14 protein-coding genes are annotated in these 21,379 nt (G+C 34.3%); 5 read left to right on the forward strand and 9 right to left on the reverse strand.

Annotated features, from left to right (window positions below; all coding sequences use genetic code 11):
- Nucleotides 1–3: 3 nt before the first annotated feature.
- The 4 genes from HND39_06395 to HND39_06410 all read right to left on the reverse strand — a co-directional run bounded on the left by HND39_06395 (nucleotide 4) and on the right by HND39_06410 (nucleotide 5,597).
- Nucleotides 4–1,029: a hypothetical protein gene (locus HND39_06395; GenBank protein QKJ95941.1), complete on the reverse strand. Its 1,026-nt coding sequence runs from the start codon at nucleotides 1,027–1,029 to the stop codon at nucleotides 4–6.
- 182 nt (nucleotides 1,030–1,211) lie between these two features.
- Entirely contained in the window at nucleotides 1,212–1,793 is a 582-nt protein-coding gene (locus tag HND39_06400; GenBank protein QKJ95942.1) for a hypothetical protein, read from the reverse strand.
- A 95-nt stretch (nucleotides 1,794–1,888) separates the two neighbouring features.
- Nucleotides 1,889–2,515, reverse strand: a complete 627-nt coding sequence (locus HND39_06405; GenBank protein QKJ97906.1) for a response regulator transcription factor — start codon at nucleotides 2,513–2,515, stop codon at nucleotides 1,889–1,891.
- Between the two features lie 94 nt (nucleotides 2,516–2,609).
- Nucleotides 2,610–5,597: a hypothetical protein gene (locus HND39_06410; protein ID QKJ95943.1), complete on the reverse strand. Its 2,988-nt coding sequence runs from the start codon at nucleotides 5,595–5,597 to the stop codon at nucleotides 2,610–2,612.
- Nucleotides 5,598–5,761: 164 nt separating this feature from the next.
- On the opposite strand from HND39_06410, the gene HND39_06415 reads away from it, so the two are divergent.
- From HND39_06415 to HND39_06435, 5 genes are all read left to right on the forward strand, one after another.
- Entirely contained in the window at nucleotides 5,762–7,747 is a 1,986-nt protein-coding gene (locus HND39_06415; GenBank protein QKJ95944.1) for an acetate--CoA ligase, read from the forward strand.
- Between the two features lie 141 nt (nucleotides 7,748–7,888).
- Nucleotides 7,889–8,503: a T9SS type A sorting domain-containing protein gene (locus tag HND39_06420; GenBank protein QKJ95945.1), complete on the forward strand. Its 615-nt coding sequence runs from the start codon at nucleotides 7,889–7,891 to the stop codon at nucleotides 8,501–8,503.
- 41 nt (nucleotides 8,504–8,544) lie between these two features.
- The gene (locus HND39_06425; GenBank protein QKJ95946.1) at nucleotides 8,545–8,682 is read left to right on the forward strand and encodes a hypothetical protein; all 138 of its coding nucleotides are present in this window, start codon (nucleotides 8,545–8,547) and stop codon (nucleotides 8,680–8,682) included.
- Between the two features lie 3,141 nt (nucleotides 8,683–11,823).
- Complete coding sequence (locus HND39_06430) at nucleotides 11,824–12,228, forward strand: T9SS type A sorting domain-containing protein (GenBank protein QKJ97907.1); 405 nt, start codon at nucleotides 11,824–11,826, stop codon at nucleotides 12,226–12,228.
- Nucleotides 12,229–12,558: 330 nt separating this feature from the next.
- On the forward strand, nucleotides 12,559–12,900 hold the full coding sequence (locus tag HND39_06435) for an STAS domain-containing protein (GenBank protein QKJ95947.1): 342 nt from the start codon (nucleotides 12,559–12,561) through the stop codon (nucleotides 12,898–12,900).
- 628 nt (nucleotides 12,901–13,528) lie between these two features.
- Here HND39_06435 and HND39_06440 read toward each other — a convergent pair.
- The 5 genes from HND39_06440 to HND39_06460 all read right to left on the reverse strand — a co-directional run bounded on the left by HND39_06440 (nucleotide 13,529) and on the right by HND39_06460 (nucleotide 21,371).
- Nucleotides 13,529–14,278 (reverse strand): class I SAM-dependent methyltransferase, encoded by a 750-nt coding sequence (locus tag HND39_06440; protein ID QKJ95948.1) that lies wholly within the window; start codon nucleotides 14,276–14,278, stop codon nucleotides 13,529–13,531.
- Nucleotides 14,279–14,320: 42 nt separating this feature from the next.
- A complete protein-coding gene (locus tag HND39_06445; GenBank protein QKJ95949.1) occupies nucleotides 14,321–15,490 on the reverse strand; it encodes a SpoIIE family protein phosphatase in 1,170 nt (389 codons plus the stop codon).
- 12 nt (nucleotides 15,491–15,502) lie between these two features.
- Nucleotides 15,503–15,880, reverse strand: a complete 378-nt coding sequence (locus HND39_06450; GenBank protein QKJ95950.1) for a response regulator — start codon at nucleotides 15,878–15,880, stop codon at nucleotides 15,503–15,505.
- Between the two features lie 13 nt (nucleotides 15,881–15,893).
- Nucleotides 15,894–17,351, reverse strand: a complete 1,458-nt coding sequence (locus tag HND39_06455; protein QKJ95951.1) for a hypothetical protein — start codon at nucleotides 17,349–17,351, stop codon at nucleotides 15,894–15,896.
- A gap of 66 nt (nucleotides 17,352–17,417) precedes the next feature.
- Nucleotides 17,418–21,371: a GHKL domain-containing protein gene (locus HND39_06460; GenBank protein ID QKJ95952.1), complete on the reverse strand. Its 3,954-nt coding sequence runs from the start codon at nucleotides 21,369–21,371 to the stop codon at nucleotides 17,418–17,420.
- Nucleotides 21,372–21,379 lie beyond the last annotated feature (8 nt).

Genomic DNA, 21,379 nt, shown 5'->3' on the forward strand with positions numbered 1-21,379 from the left:
CGATTAATGATACTGGAGAATCCGGAGACCTGAGTTATAATCTGCAACAAATATTTTATCATTATTTACAAAAACGGAAAATGCAAGATCGGGAGTTGCAGAAGAACCAACTTGTTTTGGGTTTGCCGGATCACTTATGTTATATACGAGAATTCCATCTGTATTTGCTGCTACAAAAAGCAGATCGCCTTTTAAGAAAAGTTTTCTTCCGGCGGCAGGTAATTCGTGTCTCTTGATTTGTACCGGTTTAGTCTTGTCTGTAATATCAACTATGTGAAGATTTTGAATTGAAGCTATGAAGCAATAATTCCCACTGACTACAACATCATCAAATTCAGAATAATCCCAGTAATTTTCTTCTTTAAATCTTCCTTTTAACTGAGGCGAAGAAATATTGCTCACGTCAATTACAAACAATCCGGAATCCTGATCCAGCACGTAAGCGAAGTTCCCCTCAACATAAACAGCATCTGATTTATTTCCGGAAAGATCAAGATAGCTTTGAACAAACGGTGCAGATTTATTAGAAACGTTGAAGATACAAAAATCTTTATCCTTGCATGCTGCATACGAGTAGTTGTTAATCACAACAGCATTCGAGATGACAGGGGCAAATGAAAAATCCTGACCAACCTGCAAAGGAACGGCTGGATTACTGATGTCTAAAATTATTAATCCGCTTCCGCTTGTGGCGAGATATGCGTAATTACCATCAACATAACATTTTTGAACAAATGATTTGTAAAAGACACTTTTCTCGGTCGGGTTTTTCGGATCGCTGATGTCGATAATTCTTAATCCCCATTGATCAAGAGCAACATTTGTAAAGTTGTCAGCAATGTAAGCAAAATTGTTCTGAACAAATACATCTTCAAAGTATGGTGTCAGATTAGAATATGTGAAAGAACCAATTTCACTTATTGATAATTGATTATCGTCATTTGGATTATTAGGATCTTCTTCACTGCAACTGATGATTACAAGAGATATAAAAGTTAAAACCGCTAAAAATTTGTTATTGAATTTCATCTCTTTTCTCTTCAAATATTTTTATAATAATTAGCCAAACGATAATCTATTTGTTCTGTCATTTGGGAATGAAAAAATTCAGTACAAAGAGCAATCATAAATTTGATCAAATAATTTTTCATACCAGCCTCTTTTAATTAATAATCTTTATAAAAATATTATTTTGAATTATGAATTTCTGATTAATGAAAAATTTTCATCACTTCTTCTACAACTTTTCTTGATACATTCAATGTGTTATCATCAAATCCCAAATCCTTTCCATAACTGGATATATGAATCTGGTAGTAATCCTTATAGACCACGATGAGATTATAAATTCCTCCAAGATCATAAAAGTATGCTGCATCACCAAGATCTGTAACAGTTTTGCATGTCTTTAAAGCATTTTCCTGAAGCTCATCAATTTCGGCATCGCCGGTCTTATCACCACCAATAATTTTTTCTTTTTCTTTTGGAAAGCTTGTGTTACCAAATCTTCGCACCAAAACAGCAATATTTTTACCCGGAGAATAATATCCGCATTGCGATACGTACTTACCCATGCTTTCATCAGTTTGATGAACTGTACTTATTTCTTCGTTGAAAACAATTCCTGTTATTGAACTCATCTTACTCATTGGAAGAAGTTCACACATAGTCTTTTGAGGGACTTCAAAAGCAGAGTCCGATTTATTTTGATTTGATTCTGGTTTATCTTCGGCACAACCGTAGAATAAAAACGGTAAAAGGGAAAGAGTTAAAAGCTTAATAAAGTATTTCAATGCAGACTCCATTTTGGAATAAAATATTGGATGTAAACTAAGGCGATACGTCGGAGGTATCAATCACATAAAGATGTGAATTTTAATAGGAGTGATTAAAAGATTTTATCTTTCAGTGCTTTGGCAACCGCTCCGGATTTTGAACTTACGTGAAGTTTTTGGTAAATGTTTTTGATGTGTGAACGAACTGTATCAAGACTGATGAAAAGTGTGTCTGCAATTTTTTTATAACTTAAACCATTGACAAGCTCCTGCAGGATTTCTTTTTCCCGTCGTGTAAGATTATACTCAATTGTTTTTTTATCCGGTTCATTAAAGAAACTTAAAACTCGTTTAGCAATACTCGGTGTCATTGGCGCACCACCTGCATTAACATCTTTTATTGCATCAAGAATTTGTTCAAGGGGAGTTCTTTTAAGAATGTATCCGGAAGCACCAGCACGCAGCGAATCAAATATTTGTGCGTCGTCTTCATAAACAGTCAGCATAACGATATTAGCTGCCGGATAGATGCTTTTGATTTTAGAAACACATTCGATTCCCGACATACCAGGCATTGAAATATCCATAATAAATACGTCGGGAAGAATATCATCAAGTTTACTTAGTAAAGTCTGACAATCTGCAAAAGCACCTTTTAATACGAATTCATCTGCCGATTCAATCAGTGCGGAAATACCTTTCCGTATCTGTTCATCGTCTTCAACTATTACAACTGATATTTTTTTATCATTCATTATAGATTTAGAAAATTATTAACTGTATCTAAAGTCACTAATAATTTAAAAATAGTCAATCACATATAGATGTGATTTATCAAATTGGTATTTCAATTATTACTTTCGTTCCCTTGCCGGGCGATGAGTTTAGCTGAAGTTTAGCATTAATTTCATTTGACCTGTGTTTAATATTTTTCAATCCATTCCCCTCAACTTGTTTGATTATGTCAAACCCAACACCATTATCCTCAATTGATAGCAAAATTTTCCGAGTGGGTTTTTCATAAAATCTCAAGTCAATTCTTACAGTTGAAGCATTTGAATACTTAGCAGAATTTGTAACCACCTCTTTAAATATGGAAAGCAGATTTCTTCTGACATCCATCGGCAAAATTATTTTTTCGTTTCCTGCTTTAAGATTAAACTCCAGGTTTATTCCTTTTGATTCGAGAATTTTTACTGAATAATCTTTTAACTTAAGCAGTGCATCTTCAAATTTGTCATTGCCTGGATTTACAGCCCATACAATGTCACTCATTTTATCTATTAAATCACGTGATGTATTTTCAATTCTTTCTAACAATTCAACCGCCCGGATAGAACCGGATTTGGATTCTCGTTTAATGAGCTGTGTAAATATTGCAATGCTTGATAAGCTGGTACCAATCTCATCGTGTAAATCGCTGGAGATTTTTGTCCTTAATATTTCGACTTTAAGCGCCTGCCGGATTTTATATTGATAGATAATATAATTGACAAGTGAAACAACCAGTACAAAAACAATTATTGACAGTGCGATAAACCACCAGCGCTGCCAAAATGGAGCCAGAATTATAAAGTTGAAAACTGCAGGATTAGAACTTTTAAGACCTTCCTTATTTATCGCATAAACTTTGAAGGAATATTTTCCGGGAGGAAGATGTGTATAGCTGAGATAATTTCTTTGTGTGTTGAACGTCCAGTTTTTATCAAATCCTTCTAATATATAATCATACCTGACATTAGATTCATCTTTGAAACTTGTTCCTGCAAACTCAAAGAATAACGTATTGTTTGAATATGTTAATTCGATGATTTCATTTTTCGAAATAGTCTGTTTGCCCAGATCTTCAAATCGAAATTCTCCAGTTGAATCGGAGTTCGGGTTGTCGGGAAGCTCTCCATCCAATAATCTGATCTGCGTAAAATGGATATTAGGTTTTGAATCGAATGCATAGTTGTTTCCGGTATTATAGCAAAAAATCTGACTCCAGGAACAAAACCATAAATCACTTTCAACTTTTGTAGAGAATTTTATTTCACCCGAAGAGATACCATCGCTCGCATCAAATTTTAACCAATGTTTACCGTCAAATTTATTTACTCCATTGGCTGTAGAGAACCAATAGTTATTAAAATCATCTTCCAGAATTGAGAATACCCAGTTACTACTTAACCCATCTTTAATTGAAAGCTGCTGAAAATTTCCGTTGTCACAAATAAAAACTCCGCCATAACGTGTTCCCACCCACAACTTTTTCTTGCTGTCTATATACAGTCCTCTGATATGAAGATCATTCAGCCCGTTCTTTTCAGTAAAGCGAAAGATGGAATCAGCTTTAATCCTGAACAATCCGTCAGCCCACGAACCAACCCAAACAGAATTATCCTCACCTACTATCAACCATCTGATGCTTGTATTAGAAAGAATATTTTTACTTTTTGAGTCAGAGAAATTCCATTTTTCTTCCGACTTGTTACTAAAGTTGAAGATCTGTCCATTCCTACAATAAGCCAATCCGGACTGAGAGCCTATCCAAACTATTCCGTTTAAATCCTGCTTAATATTGTAAATGAAATTGTGGGGCAAGCCGTCTTTTTTGGTAAAATGCAAAACGCCGGATTTATTTTTTACAAATACACCTCTGTCTGTAGCAAACCACAGGTCATTATTAAATCTGCCGATTCTATTATATGATGCTTTCCCGATTCCTACAGTAAAAGTTGAAGGTGCAAGAGAGAAATCTTTGATTTCGTATAAGTCTAAATTCGAACCAATTAATAGCTTATCGTCAATCTGAGTTACATCAGACGTAAAATATGTTTGTGGCTTTTGATTTTTAATGAACTTCAGATTTGTGTTCGTAAGTTTGCTCATTCCGTCAAGCGATCCTATCCAAAGATTATTTTCATTATCATAGAATAAGCTGATTATACTTGTCTCGGTTAATCCGTTATTATGATTAATTGTTTCCAGCCTGTTGCCATTAAATAAGAAAATACTTCCGAGCATACCAATTCTTAAATTACCATATCTATCCTCACAATAGGAAATTGAAGGCACTGTGATTTCAGGATGAGATTTAGAAAAATCGGTTATTTTATTTTCTTTAAGGAAGTAAAGTTTATTTATAGTAGTGAACCAGAGTCTTTTATCTTTATCAAAATAAACATAAAACACCGGTTCTTTTTTTTGTGTGGAATCAGGATAAACGAATTCGTATTGATCATTGTGTTTTCGTACGAGACCAATATCAGTAGCGTAATAACTTTCACCATTGTCAGTAAATGCTGCACGTAATATGTTAAGTTTACCAAGTTTGCCAAATTTATCCTGATGTCTGACTTGGGTAAAAACACTATCTTTAAAAATCCATTCTGAAATTCCTTCATCTGTAAAAATCCAGATATTTCCTTTTGCGTCTCTGGTAATTTGACTAACGTATGGACTTATCAGGTATTTTTTATTGTTTAAAATCGTTTTAATAATATCTTTTTTAAAGGGAGTTTTTTCAAAAACAGCAATTCCGCTTCCCAGCGTACCGACCAGCATAACACCAGGAGCTACTTCAAGAAAACTTGTTATTACAGGAACTGGCAATCCATCATCTATTCCATAATTATAAAAAGAAAATCCGTCATATATGCTTACACCTTCTGCCGTTCCAAACCACATTCTTCCGAAAGAATCTTGTGAAATAACTCGTATTGTTCCCTGAACAAGTCCATCTGACGTGGTGTATTTTTTGAAATAGTAAACTTGTGCTGTTAAGTTTGATAGCAGAGATATGAAAATAAAACCGGAAGTCAGTATTTTTTTGAACATAATAATTAATATTAACTAAGAATTCTATCTATCAAAAGTCTCTTCAAATAAAAATAAAATCAGGAATAATAATTTCTATGAAGATTAGATTTTTATTCAATCACTTTATCGTTTTCAATATCTGATCTTTCAATTTATAAAGTCAAAGAAAACAAATAAATAAAATGTCAGACAACACTCAATTTTATAATAGTATTTCATTCCAACAGGAAAAACCCGAAAATAATATTTTCAGAGCCTCTGAAGAATTTAAAGAGGAAGCTCATTTTTCTTCTCACAATCAATATAAAAATGTTTATGAATTTTCTGTTGCCGATAAAGAAAGATTCTGGAGCGGCGAAGCAAGGGAATTATTCTGGTTTAACTTGTGGAAAGAAGTAAAACAAGGCAAAGCTTTTAATTCAAAATGGTTTGTCGGCGGAAAAACTAATCTTAGCTATAATTGTCTTGACAGACACTTACCAACCGAAAAAAGAAATAAAGCCGCGGTAATCTGGGAAAGTGAAACAGGCGAAAGCCAAATACTCACTTATCAATTGCTTTATACCAAGGTATGCAAATTTGCAAATGTTCTGAAGAAATACGGTGTGCAAAATGGTGATAATGTAATTATTTATATGGGGGTAATTCCGGAATCGATAATTGCAATGCTAGCTTGTTCAAGAATTGGAGCAATTCATTCTGTTGTGAACACTGACCTCAGCAGTATTGCGCTTTCCGAAAGGATAAATCATCTCTCCTGCAGGTTATTGATTACACAAGATTATGTTTTCAAAAAAGGTAATCAGCTTGACATAAGAAGCAAAGTGGATTCCGCACTTAAGAACACAAACTTAATAGAAAAAGTTATTTTGTTCAGAAGGTTAAAAGTACAGGAAACAAAACCGATTCAGGAAAACGAAATAAACTGGCAAAACGAAATTGATAAAATATCCGATGAATGTGAAGCAGTCCCGCTGCAATCTCAACACCCGATGTTCAGCTTGTTCACAAACGGACCAAAAGGAGATCTTGTAAACATTCTTCATTCAACCGGCGGTTATATGGTTCAAACTTACCTGACTGCTAAATGGATTTTTGATCTCAAAGGGAATGATATTCTATGGACAGCTTCCGATATCAGCAAAATATCAGCACACAGTTACAGCATTTATGGTCCTCTTCTAAATGGAATAACAACATTTCTTTATGAAGGAGTTCCTATACATCCTGAGCCAGATAAATACTGGCAGTTAATTTCAAAATATAAAATAAATGTATTTTACGTGAACCCAACAACCGTGCGGGCATTACTTAAACTTGGTGATGAATGGGTATTCAAACACGATTTGTCAAGTCTGAGATTAATTGGACTAAAAGGAGAAACTATACAAAGCAATACGTGGCTTTGGTTATATAAGAACATCGGAAATCAAAAATGTCCGGTTGTGGATACATGGCTTCAAACAGAAACAGGTTCTATAATAATTTCACCATTGCCCGGCGCATCTGAATTTCGTCCCGGCTATACTGGTTATCCTTTTCCCGGAGTGGAGGTGGATATCGTGGATTTAAATGGAAAATCTGTCGCTGAAGGTGAAGCTGGTTATTTTATTATTAAAGATAGTTGCCCATCAATGTTTACAACGAAAAAAGATAACAAAGAAGAAACAAGTCTGAATTGCTGGAAGCAATTTAAAGGGAGTTATTTTACTGGTGATGCAGCAGTGAGGGAGAATGAAAATTTCATAAAGATTCTCGGAAGAGTTGATGATGTTATAAAAGCTGCTGGTAACCGAGTCGGAGGCTCTGAAATTGAAAAAGTGCTTCTGACACATCCATCAGTTTCAGAAGCAGCGGTTGTGAAAAGATCTGACGAAATTACTGAAAACGCGATTGTTGTATTTGTAACTCTCAATAATCTGGAAAGCACACCTCTTCTGAAAGAAGAACTAAGAAATTATATCTCTGATAAAATCGGAACGATTGCGAAACCAGACGAATTAATTTTTCTGAAGGAATTTCCCAGAATCGAAAATGGGGAAATAGATCGGAGCTTGCTCAGGGAAAAAGCCAAAGAGGGATTAAAGGAATTAACAGGAAAAGAAAGCGAATACCAGAAAATTCTTGAAAAATTGAGAGAGGATTATCAGAGAATTCAATTCGAATAAATAATTCATTTGGTCAGTCTGACAACATATATTAATTGATATTTGTTTATTAATTATTCTTCTCTAATTTACAATTGCGATAACGTAAGTCATTTTTTTATACGCTATCATAAAACATATACATAAACTAAAGAGGCATTGATGATTAAAAGTAAAATCTTTTTACTGTTTTTCCTGCTATCGGCGGGTTTTCTTTACTCCCAAACAACACACAATGTTGCGGTTCAAAATTTTTCTTTCACTCCACAATATCTGACAATCTCGGTTGGAGATATTGTAAAATGGACAAACACTTCAGGATCACATAATGTTCGCGCTGAAGATAATAGTTTCTTCAGCGGACCAGCAGCACCAGCACCCTGGGAATTTACTCACACATTTACCACTGTGGACAGTTTCCCATATTATTGTGAACCTCACCAGTCTATGGGAATGACGGGAGCGATAGTAGTTCGAAATCCTGTTGGAGTTAATGATGACGAAACAATTGTTAATCAATTTAAATTAGAACAAAACTTTCCAAATCCATTTAATCCAAGTACAATAATTAATTATTCAGTTCCGGTAACTGCTTTTGTTACACTGAAAGTGTATGATATTCTTGGAAACGAAATTGCGGTATTGGTAAATGAAACAAAACAAGCTGCTGATTATCAGATTAATTTTAATGCTTCGGAATTAAAATCAGGAATTTATTTTTATCAGTTAAGAGCTGGCTCTTTGGTCGAAACCCAAAAAATGACACTGATCAGATAGCGAAGTCAATTAATATCAGACATTTAAATAAAAAATTATTAATGGACGCTAAAACCAATATAGAGGGAGATATTTTTTCAAAAGCAATTGCGATTGAAACCGGCGCTATATTTAATGGCAATTGTAAAATGGGGAACGTCGAAAATATTAAAACCACAACTGAACCAGCCAAAAATTAAATCTATTTCTGTGCAGGAGAATTATATAAAATTAATTCTTCTGCATCTTCAATATTGATTTTTATCGTGATAGTTTAACACATTAATTTCTTACTTATGGAAAAAATAGCCCGATAAAAACCAGTCAGTTCATTCGTTATACAAATCCTTCTCAAATAATAGATTCACATTAAAAATTAATATTTAAATGAGTCGCCCATTGTTTTTAAAAAATAAAATGGACATATTAGGATTAAAATCTGATAAAATGCAGAAGAAGGTTTATAGTTCTAAATTATCTATCCCTCCCGATTTAATTCACAACAAATTTTGATTCAGATATAAAATTTTCATTTTATATTCAGCACCCAATAAGGCACTAATATTTGTTTTTATAAACTATACAACTGAGGTGATTATATGAAATCTAATCTACTCAAATCTTCAATGCTGGGAATTATAATACCACTCATCATAAGCTCAATCTCCTTTTCTCAATATAAGGACAGGCTTAGCCAGGTTAGAGACCTTGTAAATTCTAATGAGTTAATAATGATATGGAGCCAGGGAGAAAATTCAACGAATCAGTTTTGTTATCAGAGAATTTATGATCTGGATTTAACACATCCAGGAGGAGTTGATTCTACTTTAAGAAAGAAATCACTTCAAATAGATTCATCAATTACCGGCAGAAAAACGATTGCTGTTGCTACCGGAAACTTTCTAAATAAAAATTGTAAGAATATTGTGGCCGCTTGGGAATCAGGCGACAATACAGTCCGGATTTCTGTTCCCGAAATTGACTCTGCAACTTTATCTTGGTCAAACACTAATGAATTAACGTTGAGCGGACTTGCATCTTATCAAAAAAATAAAATACACGTTGAGACAGGAAATTTTTTCGGGAATTTGCAGGATGAATTTATTGTTGCATTTCAGGGTGCGGATACAACAATACATCTTCAGCTATGTTCTTTTAACCCCGATGATCTCGACCCTAATCTGCAAGGAAGTATTAATGACGAGACAACTTTTACAGCAAGTTTATTTCTAAATAATTTTGATATAGTTTCCGGAGATTTTAACAGCGATGGTTACGATGACATTGCTTTAATGTTTTTAAAACCAGTTGGTTCAAACAATTGGGCACTATGGATTACGATTTATACAATAGATGATAATGGCAATTTTGTTAGAAAATCTTCACAGGAAGTATTTCAAGAACCTGCTTATAATGTAACCGAGGTAAACATTGACGGCATAACTGGTTCATTTGATAGTGATTCAGAAGAGGAAGCAGCATTCGGATTTTCTTTCTTCCAGGGTGAAGAGCCGGGAAACGACACATACGTATATCTTATTGACATAAGTGATAATCTGGATGTTCTGACAATCGATGATACAAAAAGAGTTGCACGAAATGTAGTTGGTCCTAACGAAATGCCGCAGATGAATGTTGGTGCAGGAGATTTTGATAAGAATAATCACGATGAACTGGTTTTAATGTCTGGCTCAACATTCTATGTATATGCAATTGATAGTGATCTCAATACTCAATACAAATCGCAGCAAAATGTGTCAACGGAAGGATCGAATTTTTATTCCGATGCCTTTCTTGCTGTTGATGATATGGATCTTGATCGCAGTTCAGAAATTGTAGTTGTAAAAAGTTTTATCGATAACGAACCAGGCGGACTTCAGCATTTTGAGATGCACGTATTTAGTCTTGACACAACACTCACCACATACACACTAAAAGCCAGAAGATTATTCGAAGAGCCGATTTCATCAAATTTTAATGAAAGAAAATATGCAATTGCTTTAGGAGATTTTGATGGCGATAGAGTAAGATTGGGCGATCCTGTTCATTATCGAAGAAGCGGAGTAATGCAACCAACTGTTGTGTTATATACTCCACCAATTCATTATGACATTTTAAATGGAACTACTCATGATCTTAGTGATTGTTATCCTGATCAGAATTGTGGTTTTACATCAACATATATTCAATCAACTACTACGGATACAACTATTACAACAGAAGTTCATGAAGACTGGGGCGGCGATGCAAGTATAACGTCATCACAACTTATCCTCAAAGAAAAAGTAAAAGCAACTTATGGAGATAAATTCAGTGCTAAAGAATCTTCAGGCACATCTTATACAATAACAACCGGAAGAGTGGCCGCAGGTGACGACTGGATTTATTCAAATGTCTATGATATAGATTTTTATGAATACCCGGTGTATGATGGTGTTGATCCAGCACCCATTGGATATTTTCTTGTCACAATCCCGCAAAACGCACGACCATTATGGATAGAACTTAGGGATGATGATTTACTTGGCAGTCAATTCAAACCTGATCACGAAACAGGTAATGTACTTTCATACCGATCATCAAATACATTCGATACATCACGGGTAATAGTAGATTTTCCGGAACAAACAATCGGCTCAACAGGTAACAGTTTTGTTTCATTATTAATTTCCTCATTCCGTGAAAATAGTATTGATACAAGTTGGGATGCAGGTTTGGAAGTTGGTGCAACTTTAGATTTGTCAGGAGATTTTGGTGGTTTCGAAGCAGGAGTTGAAGTCGAAGTAAATGGTCACTACAATTATGGAGAAATGTACACACAAACAGTTCGGGTTCAGCAATCACTTGAAGTAAGAGGAGACTTGGGCCACCTTGATCCACAATACGGAACCAGCGGTACTTATTATGTTAAACCGTACGCTTATTGGACTTCCTATGGTGCGCTTGCATTGGATTATAAAGTTACTCAACTTCCTTCCGGAGGAAATTCATTCTGGCAAAACAATTACGGTGGTAAAACAGATCTCGCGTTTAGTCTGCCGTGGCGATACGATCCGGAGAAAGGTTATCCACTTCCCGGAAATGATACAACATACCGATACCGATCAAGAGATATTTTTCTTTCAAAAATAAATCCCAAGGGTGGCGATTCAGTTTATATAATGGCTAAGGTAAGAAATTTTGGATTACAGAATATAACATCACCATTCACTTTAAAATTTTATGATGGCATTCCAAACAATGGCGGCAACTTGATAGCCGAGACTACGGTTGACACAACAATTGCAGCACGCGGTTACAGAAATGTTTTTGTACCATGGTTAATTCCGTTAAATCAGCCGATGAATAATTTAAGAATTTATGTTGTCATTGATCAGGAAAATGCAGTAACAAATGAAGTTCATGAAAATAATAATCTTGGATGGGCTCCAGCAATCGGCTATGGTTCAATAGTGAGCGTTGAAGTTGAACAGACAATTCCTGAAGATTATTTTCTTTATCAATCATACCCAAACCCATTCAATCCATCAACAACAATTAAGTACTCAATTCCGAATGGCGATAATGTTAGTTTAAAAATATTTGACATTCTTGGAAGAGAAGTTGAAGTACTGGTTGATGAATATAAAAACGCAGGAACGTATTCAGTTGAATTTAATGCAAGCAGGTTTGCGAGTGGAGTTTATTTTTATCAATTGCAATCAGGAAGATTCATTGAAACGAAGAAGATGATTTTACTTCGATAACACCAGGTAATGTTTCATGGCTCCGTTATAACTTTTAGTGAAATAGTTGCAATTATTTAGTGGTTATAATTTATGCAGAGGCGGGTTAGCCACTCGCCTTTAATTTTTTTTCCGCCGGATAATATTTAAACAATTTGTATTACTAGTTTAATCCTGACGAATAATGATTGCGTGTTGTCAATTACCTCGCTGTCCAAAAATAATATTCGTGATGGATTTCTGTCTAATAATAAATCACCAACCATAAGACAATCCTGCATTTTTAATCATTCATTGGCTGGCACACACATTGTCTGATATTTATCACTTGTTGTAAAAATTGTTGGAAACATGGAAGCAATCAATAAAACTATTCATAATGGAATAGTAATCGAGAAAGTTAATTTAATCAGAGCTACATTGAATGAAGCTCATGATATAAAAGAGATTTTAAGTGAGGATATGTTTGACTATCAGAAAATAATAGTGGATTTAGCCGCTTGTGAATATGTTGACAGCACTTTTCTTGGCGCATTAGTTTATTCTTATCGTAAAATGAAAGAACGCAACGGGACTATAGTACTGGTTATTAACGATAACTTTTTATCGAAATCTATTGTCTTTAGTGGAATATCATCAGTCTTTAAAGTTTATTACACCTTCAAAGATGCGCTTGCAAGCTTAACTGAATAAATTATAAAAGAGTTGTTAGTGATTAACGAACACAACGCAAATCTCGATTCAGTGACGACTAATTTGTCCATCAATCTCATCAATAAATTATCAATCAATTATTATTCAGTAAAATTAACCGCAAATATCCACTAATTGCGACGACAAAAATGGTTGCTTCTGGAAATACTTTCTAAGTTTGAGGGTTCATTGGCACACAGGTTGGGAAGCATAAGAAACTAATAACTATAGCAGGAGAACAATGACAACTTTTTTCATATTACTCGGGATACTGCTTACAAGCATCATCATCCTGACTGTTCAAATCAAGTCATCGCAAAAGAAAGAAATAGAAGAAATAGATCAGCTATTTAAGGAAACAGATAACGTTTAACGACCAATCATAATCATTGATTGTCGTCTTAAAAACCCCGCTGCACAATAGGGTGAGTGCTGTGGGGCTTTTTATTTTTAGCTCATAATTTTCATAGCAAGAATTCAATTTCGTTCTGGTGGGAATTAAATTAAATTTAGTGAATTGAAGTGGTGGATAATAAATTTTGCGATATTAAAATGAAAAATATTTCAATGTTGATGAAAAGGTATTCAGAATGAAACCAAAATCAAATAAAATCGTTTTCCCAAAATTTTATCCATTAACTTTTCCAACTCTCAAATATAAAGTCCAGTTAATTTTTCTTCTTAGTTTTTCATCTCCCCAAGCTAAAAGCAACTCTTCCCAAATTTCTTTTAGTGGATGATAACCTTTTTTCTGCTGAAATATTTTTGTTCCTGACCAACTACTTAAAAATCCAGCAACCTGATTAAGATCCCATTCAGTTATCATTTCAAATTCGGGTGGAGATAATTCATCAAATGGGAAAGGCAAATCTGCATAGCGATTATCAACATAATGGAATTGTTCAGGCCAGTAATCTTTTAAAATCTCTCTGTAATATTTAATTAATAGTTTGTCTATTTCCGGAGTGATTGTAAAAAGATGATATCCCCAAACAGCAATAATTCCATCAGGTTTTAAAACTCTTTTTACTTCCGAATAAAATTTTTCAAAATCGAACCAGTGAACTGCCGAAGCAACTGTAACCAGATCAGCACTTGAATTTTCAACAGAAACTTTTTCAGCCGGTTCGTTTTTAAAAATTATTTTTGGATGTTTTGATGATTGTTCTAACTGCTCTTTACTTGCATCGGTTGCAATAATTTTATCAAAATAGTCTGCAAGTGAAATTGCTGCTTGTCCATTTCCAGTTCCGCAATCCCATGCTAATTGATGTTGTTTGCAAATACTTGCAAGATATTCAAAAAGTTTTTTAGGATATGAAGGTCTGTATCTGGAATATGTTTCCGCCAGCTCAGAAAAATGATCTTCGAATTTCATAAAAATTGAATGTTGGATTAAATGTATCTTTTAATGATTAAACTATCTCTTCAAATATTTTAATGCCAGGCAGGTAATATCATCAGATTGCTCAACACCGTTTGTAAAATTTTTCACTGTCTCAAAAACATTCGCAACTATTTTTTCAGCGCTTGAAACACTATTTATTTTAAGTGATTGAAGTAATCTCTCTTCTTTAAAATCTTCTTCATTGCTGTTGAAAGCCTCTGTTACTCCATCAGTATAGAAAAAAATACTTTCTCCCGGCTTTAGCATAATTATGTTTGATTGATATTCTGTTGACTTAATGGTCCCGAGCAATAATCCTCCAACATCATCAAGCAGTTTAGTGGTTCCATCATTAGAGATTAAATAAGGTGAATTGTGACCACCATTTGCATACTCAAAAGCTCCGTTTCTTGTATCGAGCACTCCATAAAAAACTGTAACAAACATATTCGGCGGACTTTCATCAACGAGCAAATTGTTTACTTCAAATAGAACCGAGTCAGTCGGCAAACCTTTGTATGCAGTTGCTTTAATTAATGTTTTGCAAACAGCCATCAGAAGTGCAGCAGCAATTCCTTTACCGGAAACATCGCCGATTACAACTCCCAGCCTGTATTTATCAATTAAGAAAAAATCATAGAGATCGCCACCCACTTCTTTTGCAGGAATCATCTTTGCGTAAATATCAAATTCTTTTCTGTCGGGGAATGCAGGAAAAGTTTTTGGAAGTATTGATGTCTGAATTGTGGTTGCAATGTCAAGCTCCTGCTGAAGTGCAACAAGTTTATTATGGCTCACCATTGCTTGTTTGTAAAGATTAATCTCGCTCAGGGATTTTTCAATGGTGATCTCAAGATCTTTTAAATCTATTGGCTTTGTGATGAAATCATAAGCACCTCTGTTCATTGCAGTTCTGATATTTTCCATATCGCCATACGCAGAAACTATGATAGACTTCATCAATTTGTTATTGAGCTCATTTATTTTAGAAAGCAAAGTAAGCCCATCCATCACAGGCATATTAATATCGGTAAGAATCAGATCGATCGTTCCATCATTTGCAATTTTATCCAAAGCTTCAGATCCATTTTGAGCAAAATGAAATTCGTATTCTTTTGCTTTAATCTTGCTTCGAAACTTCTGGAGAATAAGTGATTCCAAATCCGGTTCATCATCAACAACTAAAATTTTTGCTAATTGCATTTTAAACTTCCCTTAAATTGCATTTGGATAATTTAGTTTTTCTTTCAGCAGGTCGAATTGGAGCGGCTTGGTGAAATAATCCGTTGCTCCAAGATTTCTTGTCATCCGGAAATTTTCTTCATCTCCGTATGCTGTAATCATATAAACTTTTAGGTCAGGATAACGAGCTTTAATTTCTCTCAGTAACTCTATTCCATTCATCTCTGGCATATTGATGTCGGTCAATATCAGGTACTCGTGGCGATTATCAATCGACTCCAATAATTCAAGTGCAGAAGTCCCATTGAGAGCAAAGTTAATTACTACCTCACCAGATTTAATTTCTTTCCTGAACTTTTGCTGGAACAGGAATTGAACATCGCTTTCATCATCAACCACTAATAGTTTCATTTTTCTTCCTTATTTAAAAACTTTCTTCAACCAAGTAAATGCTTGTTCCTTTTACAACGAGGTAATGGAAACTTTCCGGAGAGTCAAATATGATCTTGTCTCCACCAGCGATAACAATTTCATCATACTCGTTCATCCATTTTTCATCTGCGACTACAAAGTTTTTATTTCCCCTGACGGCTATATATGCAGTGTGTTTTCCATCGGGACTGAATGTTACATTACCAACGTTTACAAAATTTTCTCCTTGCTTGCCATCTATAACAGCGAATGCATTGTTTGCGTAAGCGATGTAAGCCATCCTTTTGCCATCCGGACTAAATTGGATCTGACGAACCTCTACGTATGGGCCTTCTTCTTTACCATCAATGATCATATAAAATTGTTCTGAAAGAGTTGCTAAATAAGCAAAATGCTTACCATCCGGGCTGAAAGTTAAAGTACCGGCTGTGTAATCATCATAACTTTTACCTTCGATTCCGTCAACGACAACCAACCATTTATCTCCAGATTTTACCGGATACGCCAGTCGATTTCCATCAGGGCTAAACCATGTTCCTACTATAAAATCATATTGTTTCCCTTCTTTTCCATCCAGCACAACAAATGATTTATTAACATCATTAGCCAAATAAACTAAATGCTTGCTGTCATCGCTGAATTGAAGATCACTTATGCCGTTATATTTTTTTTGTTCTTTGTCATCAACAACTACAAATGCGGAGCTGTCCTGCAATACAACAAAAGCCAACCGGCTGCCATCCGGACTAAAATGGTTCCAGCTATCTAAATTATCGTAATTATTTATTTCTTTTCCATCAACAATTAAAAATTTTTTTTCACCTTCATCTGCCATATACTTATAATGTCTACTGTCAGCGCTAAATACAGGTGAATATATGTAATCGTATTGCTTTTCTTCAACTTCGTCAACAACTACAGAAGAATAAGGTAGAAGCGAAGCTCTATACATAAAACGTTTGCTGTCCGGACTAAAAATAAATTCATATATAATGTCATATGGCTTACTTTCTTTTTCATCAACCACCATAATTTGTTTTAAGTCGTTTGATGCAACATAAGCCGTTCGTTTGCCATCAGGGCTGAACATAAAATTTTCCACACTTTTGTAATGCTTTCCTTTAGCACCGTCAACAACTGCAAAATATTCGTCATTTAATTTTGCTATATAAGCCAGTCTGTTTCCCTCAGGGCTAAATACAAGTGGATTCATAATATCGTCGTATTTATTTTCAGGTTTACCATCCAGCACCGCACAGAGCCCGCCTTCTGATCTGATAACATAGGCAATATGTTTGCCGTTAGGACTTACAATGAATGATTCTCTTATGAAGGTAGATGTATCAACCTCTGCAAGAAGTGTTTCTTCGACTTCTCTTTGAGGAAAAATATTTGTTGAGTTTGTACAAAAAATAAAAATTAACAGGAGTGGCTGAAAAATTTTTTTCATAAAGAGGAATCCTTATTAAATTATTTTAAATGGGTAAATTGTAAGTATTAAGTTTGGTATTAATAATTAATTTTCATTCTTCGGGAGAATAATAATAAACTCAGTGAATTTTCCTTCTTCACTTTCAAATCTGAGTTCACCTTTGTGCTGTTTTACGATAATGTCATAGCTAATTGATAATCCCAAACCAGTGCCTTCGCCAGCCGGCTTCGTAGTGAAGAATGGATTAAAAATATTTTTCCTTGTTGACTGAGGAATTCCGCAGCCATTATCCCGTATCCGGATTTCAACTTTACCTTGCAGATTTTTTGTCGATACTTTAAGTATCGGGGAAAAATCATTCCCGCTTTTTCGTTTCTTTTGGTTTGCTGCATAACAGGCATTATTAACTAAATTTAGAATTACCCTGCTTATATCCTGCGGCACAAAATTTATTTTTTCAATTGATCTGTCATAATCTTTTTCAATTGTTATGTTGAAATCTTTATCCTGCGCCCTGAGACCATGGTATGCAAGGTTTATATCCTGATCAACCAGTTCATTCACATCTACAAGCGCTTTTTCGCCGGAATTTCCCCGTGAGTGGAGAAGCATTCCCTTAACGATTGAATCAGCACGTTTTCCATGCTGATTTATCTTCTCAAGGTTTTGTTTTAAATTTTCGAGTAATTCAATAACGTCTTCGGTATTATTATTCTGAAGTTCTATTTTCATTTCATCGAGAAGTTCGCGGCTAACTTCGGAAAAATTGTTTACAAAGTTCAATGGGTTTTTAATTTCGTGTGCGATGCCGGCAGTTAAAGCTCCCAATGATGCAAGTTTTTGTTGTGTTACAAGTTGTTCCTGAGTTCTTACTATTTCGTCATTTTTGTCACGAAGTATTTTAATTGACTGAGCTTTTGATATTGCGGATATAGCATGTTCCCGGAATCTGTTCAGTAACCTTGCAGCCGATCGATCGAAAGGTTTTTCATCTGAAAAACTATCAAATACAACATATGCTTCAGTAGTTGAATCTCTTTCGACTGCCATTATCAGCATTGATTTGGGCTTTCTAATTTCAGACAGTTTTTCGTCCCCAAATAACCTTCCCGGAGAATTTATAATATAAATTCCTTTCTCAACTTCATCTGAATTTAATGTATAGCGCTTTGCTAATTCTTCTGCGGTGAAAGATATTTTATCAAGCTCGTTTAATTTATAACCAGCGGTGAATGCAACTTTAAAAAGATTGTCTTTTTTATCCAGCAGAAATACAGCAGCCATTTCAGCCTGCGGAATAAAGTTCATCGTTTGTTTTAGTAAAGAGTTGAAAAGATTGTCAAGATCTTCGGCATTGTTTATTATTCTGACTAATCGATCTACTGTTTCAAGTTCGTCAGCCTGCTGTTTTAATAATTCTGCTTCACGTAACTTAGCCTTATCACGTTCTTTCCTGATTACTTTCCGACGCATAATTCTGTCTGTTGCAAAAATTCCTAACAGGATAAGAAATCCATAAAAAGCATAAGCCCAGTTAGTTCGCCACCAAGGCGGTGTAATAATAATAATAAATGGTTTACTATTTTCGTTCCAGGTTCCATCGTTACCTGAAGATTTAACAATCAAAGTATATTCGCCGGGTTTAAGATTTGTTAAGGTAACATCTCTTTTGTTTCCAAGGATAATCCAATTATTATTATAACCTTCAAGTTTATATGCGTAGTTACTCTTTCCTGTGCTGTAATAATTCAGTGCCGAGAATTCAAAATTCAAAATGTTATTCTGGTATGAGAGAATCAATTTCTCTTTTTCAGAAATTCCTTTTTCTTCAACCATTTCACCGGTGTCTTCATTATATCTTTTCAAAGATGTTATAAGAATTTCTGGTTTAAAGAAATTGCCTTTTATGTCTTTAGGGTCAAATACATTAATTCCACCAATACCGCCAAAATATATTTTACCATTTTTCTTGCTTCTGAAAGAAACATCTTCGAACTTAATTGTTTTTAAACCATCGGACTGATCAAAATTCAGAAAAGTGTTATCGTCCGGATTGAACCGGGATAATCCATAAGCAGTACCAATCCATAATTTTCCTGAATCATCCTGGAGAATTCCTCTCACAATATCATTTGGTAAACCATCTCGCTGTCTGTAATGAATAAATTTAGCAGTGTCATTATCATTCTTTGGAGGAATAAATTTATTTAATCCTCCCCCAAATGTCCCCAGCCAAAGAATTCCTTTCGCATCAATTAAAATTGTTCTCACATCATTACCACTAATGCTGTTAGGATCTTTAGGATTATGCTTATAACTTTTAAATTTAGGCTGGATGATTGAACCATCTTTATTAAAACGATAATCTGAGATAAGCATATTTAATCCGCCGTCAGCAGTTCCGATCCATAATTGTCCATCGGAACTCTCTGCAATGCTCATAATTCTGTTGTCGCTTATGCTGCCCGGATAATCTTTATCAAATTTATAATGAAGAAATTTAGGTTTTTTTTCATTTGGTGTAGAGATTAGTTTATTCAATCCGCCATTCCAGCTTCCAAACCATAAATTACCTTTTGAATCAGAAAATATTTTTATTATTTCACCATTACTTATACTACTGGGGTCTTTAGGATTATGACGATAATGGGTGAAAGAATTTGTTAAAGGATTATATTTATCAAGTCCATCAGAAGTACCAATCCAGATTGTTCCCTGAGTATCCTGGAGCAAGCTGTAAACTATGTTGGAACTTGTTCCGTTTACTTCATTATCATTATTAAAGTGATTAAATTTTTTTGTAACCGGGTTGTATTTATCCAGACCAAGTTCAGTTCCGATCCAAACATTTCCATCTTTATCTTCTAAAACACTCAGCACGTTATCACTAATTAATGAATTTTGATCAAAAGCATTATTATGAAAGCTAAAGAATTTTTTCGTATCCTTGTTATGGATATATAAGCCGTTAGTATTAGTCCCAATCCAGATTAAACCGGATTTATCCTCGTAAAAGTTGGTAATATTAGGTGCATAAATTCCCAGAGGATCCAACGGATCGATATTTAAATGATCAATCTTTTCTAAGGCTGAATTTTTATTAGGGTTAAATACATATATTCCCAATGCGTGAGTTCCTAACCAATACTCGCCGTCTGAATCAAGTAAAATACTCATAACATTTTCAAGCGGAATACTTTTACTAAAGTCAGAGTAAGGATATTGATAAAGAAATTTTCCGGATTTGCTGTCGAACCAGACAATTCCTTTGTAATAATCATTAATCCAAAACAATCCTGAATGGATCTTATCCTCAATAATAAAATCAATTAAGTTGCTGGGAGATATTTTAGATTCCGAATAATAGCTGATAAACTCATAACCTTTTTTATCTGGTAAGAGTTTAATTAAAGCTCCTTCATAAGTACTAAGCCATATCACTCCGGATTTATCTTCAAAAACATCAAACACACTATTATTTATAATGTCAGGATTTTGCGGATCAAATTTGAAATTGATAAAATTAATTTTCTTATTTGATTTAAAAGCCGTGTTTTTTTCTATTAAAGAAAGACCTGTGCGTGTTCCAATCCAAATTCTCTTTTGATTATCCTCAAAAATTGAATTTATAAGATCTGAAGAGATACTTGAACTTATTTCCGGATTATGAATGTAATTAGTAAAAGTTTCATCTTCCCTGTTGAACAGACTCAACCCACCTCCAAAAGTACCAATCCACAATCTTCCTTCTTTATCTTCTGATAAACAGGAAATTTTATTTATTCTTAAACTAGTTGAATCACCATCAATATGTTTGTAAACTTTAAAATTATAGCCATCGAATCTGTTCAGTCCATCCCATGTAGCAATCCAGATAAACCCTTTGCTGTCCTGTAGAATATCTTTAATCATATTCTGTGAAAGTCCCTGTTCTATATCTATATGCTTAAATCGTAAGTTTGGATTTTGAGCAGAAATAAATTCACAAAAAATAATAGTGATGAATTGAATTAAATATATAGAGATCGGAAAGTTCATTTTTAAAA

The organism is Ignavibacteriota bacterium (genome assembly GCA_013285405.1).
In the GTDB taxonomy this organism is placed as follows: domain Bacteria; phylum Bacteroidota; class Ignavibacteria; order Ignavibacteriales; family Ignavibacteriaceae; genus IGN2.

Bases quoted from the DNA above. Each gene is read 5' to 3' on its own strand.
- HND39_06395 (QKJ95941.1), bottom strand. From the start codon at position 1,029: ATGAAATTCAATAACAAATTTTTAGCGGTTTTAACTTTTATATCTCTT.
- HND39_06410 (QKJ95943.1), bottom strand. From the start codon at position 5,597: ATGTTCAAAAAAATACTGACTTCCGGTTTTATTTTCATATCTCTGCTA.
- HND39_06415 (QKJ95944.1), top strand. From the start codon at position 5,762: ATGTCAGACAACACTCAATTTTATAATAGTATTTCATTCCAACAGGAA.
- HND39_06420 (QKJ95945.1), top strand. From the start codon at position 7,889: ATGATTAAAAGTAAAATCTTTTTACTGTTTTTCCTGCTATCGGCGGGT.
- HND39_06425 (QKJ95946.1), top strand. From the start codon at position 8,545: ATGGACGCTAAAACCAATATAGAGGGAGATATTTTTTCAAAAGCAATT.
- HND39_06430 (QKJ97907.1), top strand. From the start codon at position 11,824: ATGAATAATTTAAGAATTTATGTTGTCATTGATCAGGAAAATGCAGTA.
- HND39_06435 (QKJ95947.1), top strand. From the start codon at position 12,559: ATGGAAGCAATCAATAAAACTATTCATAATGGAATAGTAATCGAGAAA.
- HND39_06440 (QKJ95948.1), bottom strand. From the start codon at position 14,278: ATGAAATTCGAAGATCATTTTTCTGAGCTGGCGGAAACATATTCCAGA.
- HND39_06445 (QKJ95949.1), bottom strand. From the start codon at position 15,490: ATGCAATTAGCAAAAATTTTAGTTGTTGATGATGAACCGGATTTGGAA.
- HND39_06450 (QKJ95950.1), bottom strand. From the start codon at position 15,880: ATGAAACTATTAGTGGTTGATGATGAAAGCGATGTTCAATTCCTGTTC.
- HND39_06455 (QKJ95951.1), bottom strand. From the start codon at position 17,351: ATGAAAAAAATTTTTCAGCCACTCCTGTTAATTTTTATTTTTTGTACA.
- HND39_06460 (QKJ95952.1), bottom strand. From the start codon at position 21,371: ATGAACTTTCCGATCTCTATATATTTAATTCAATTCATCACTATTATT.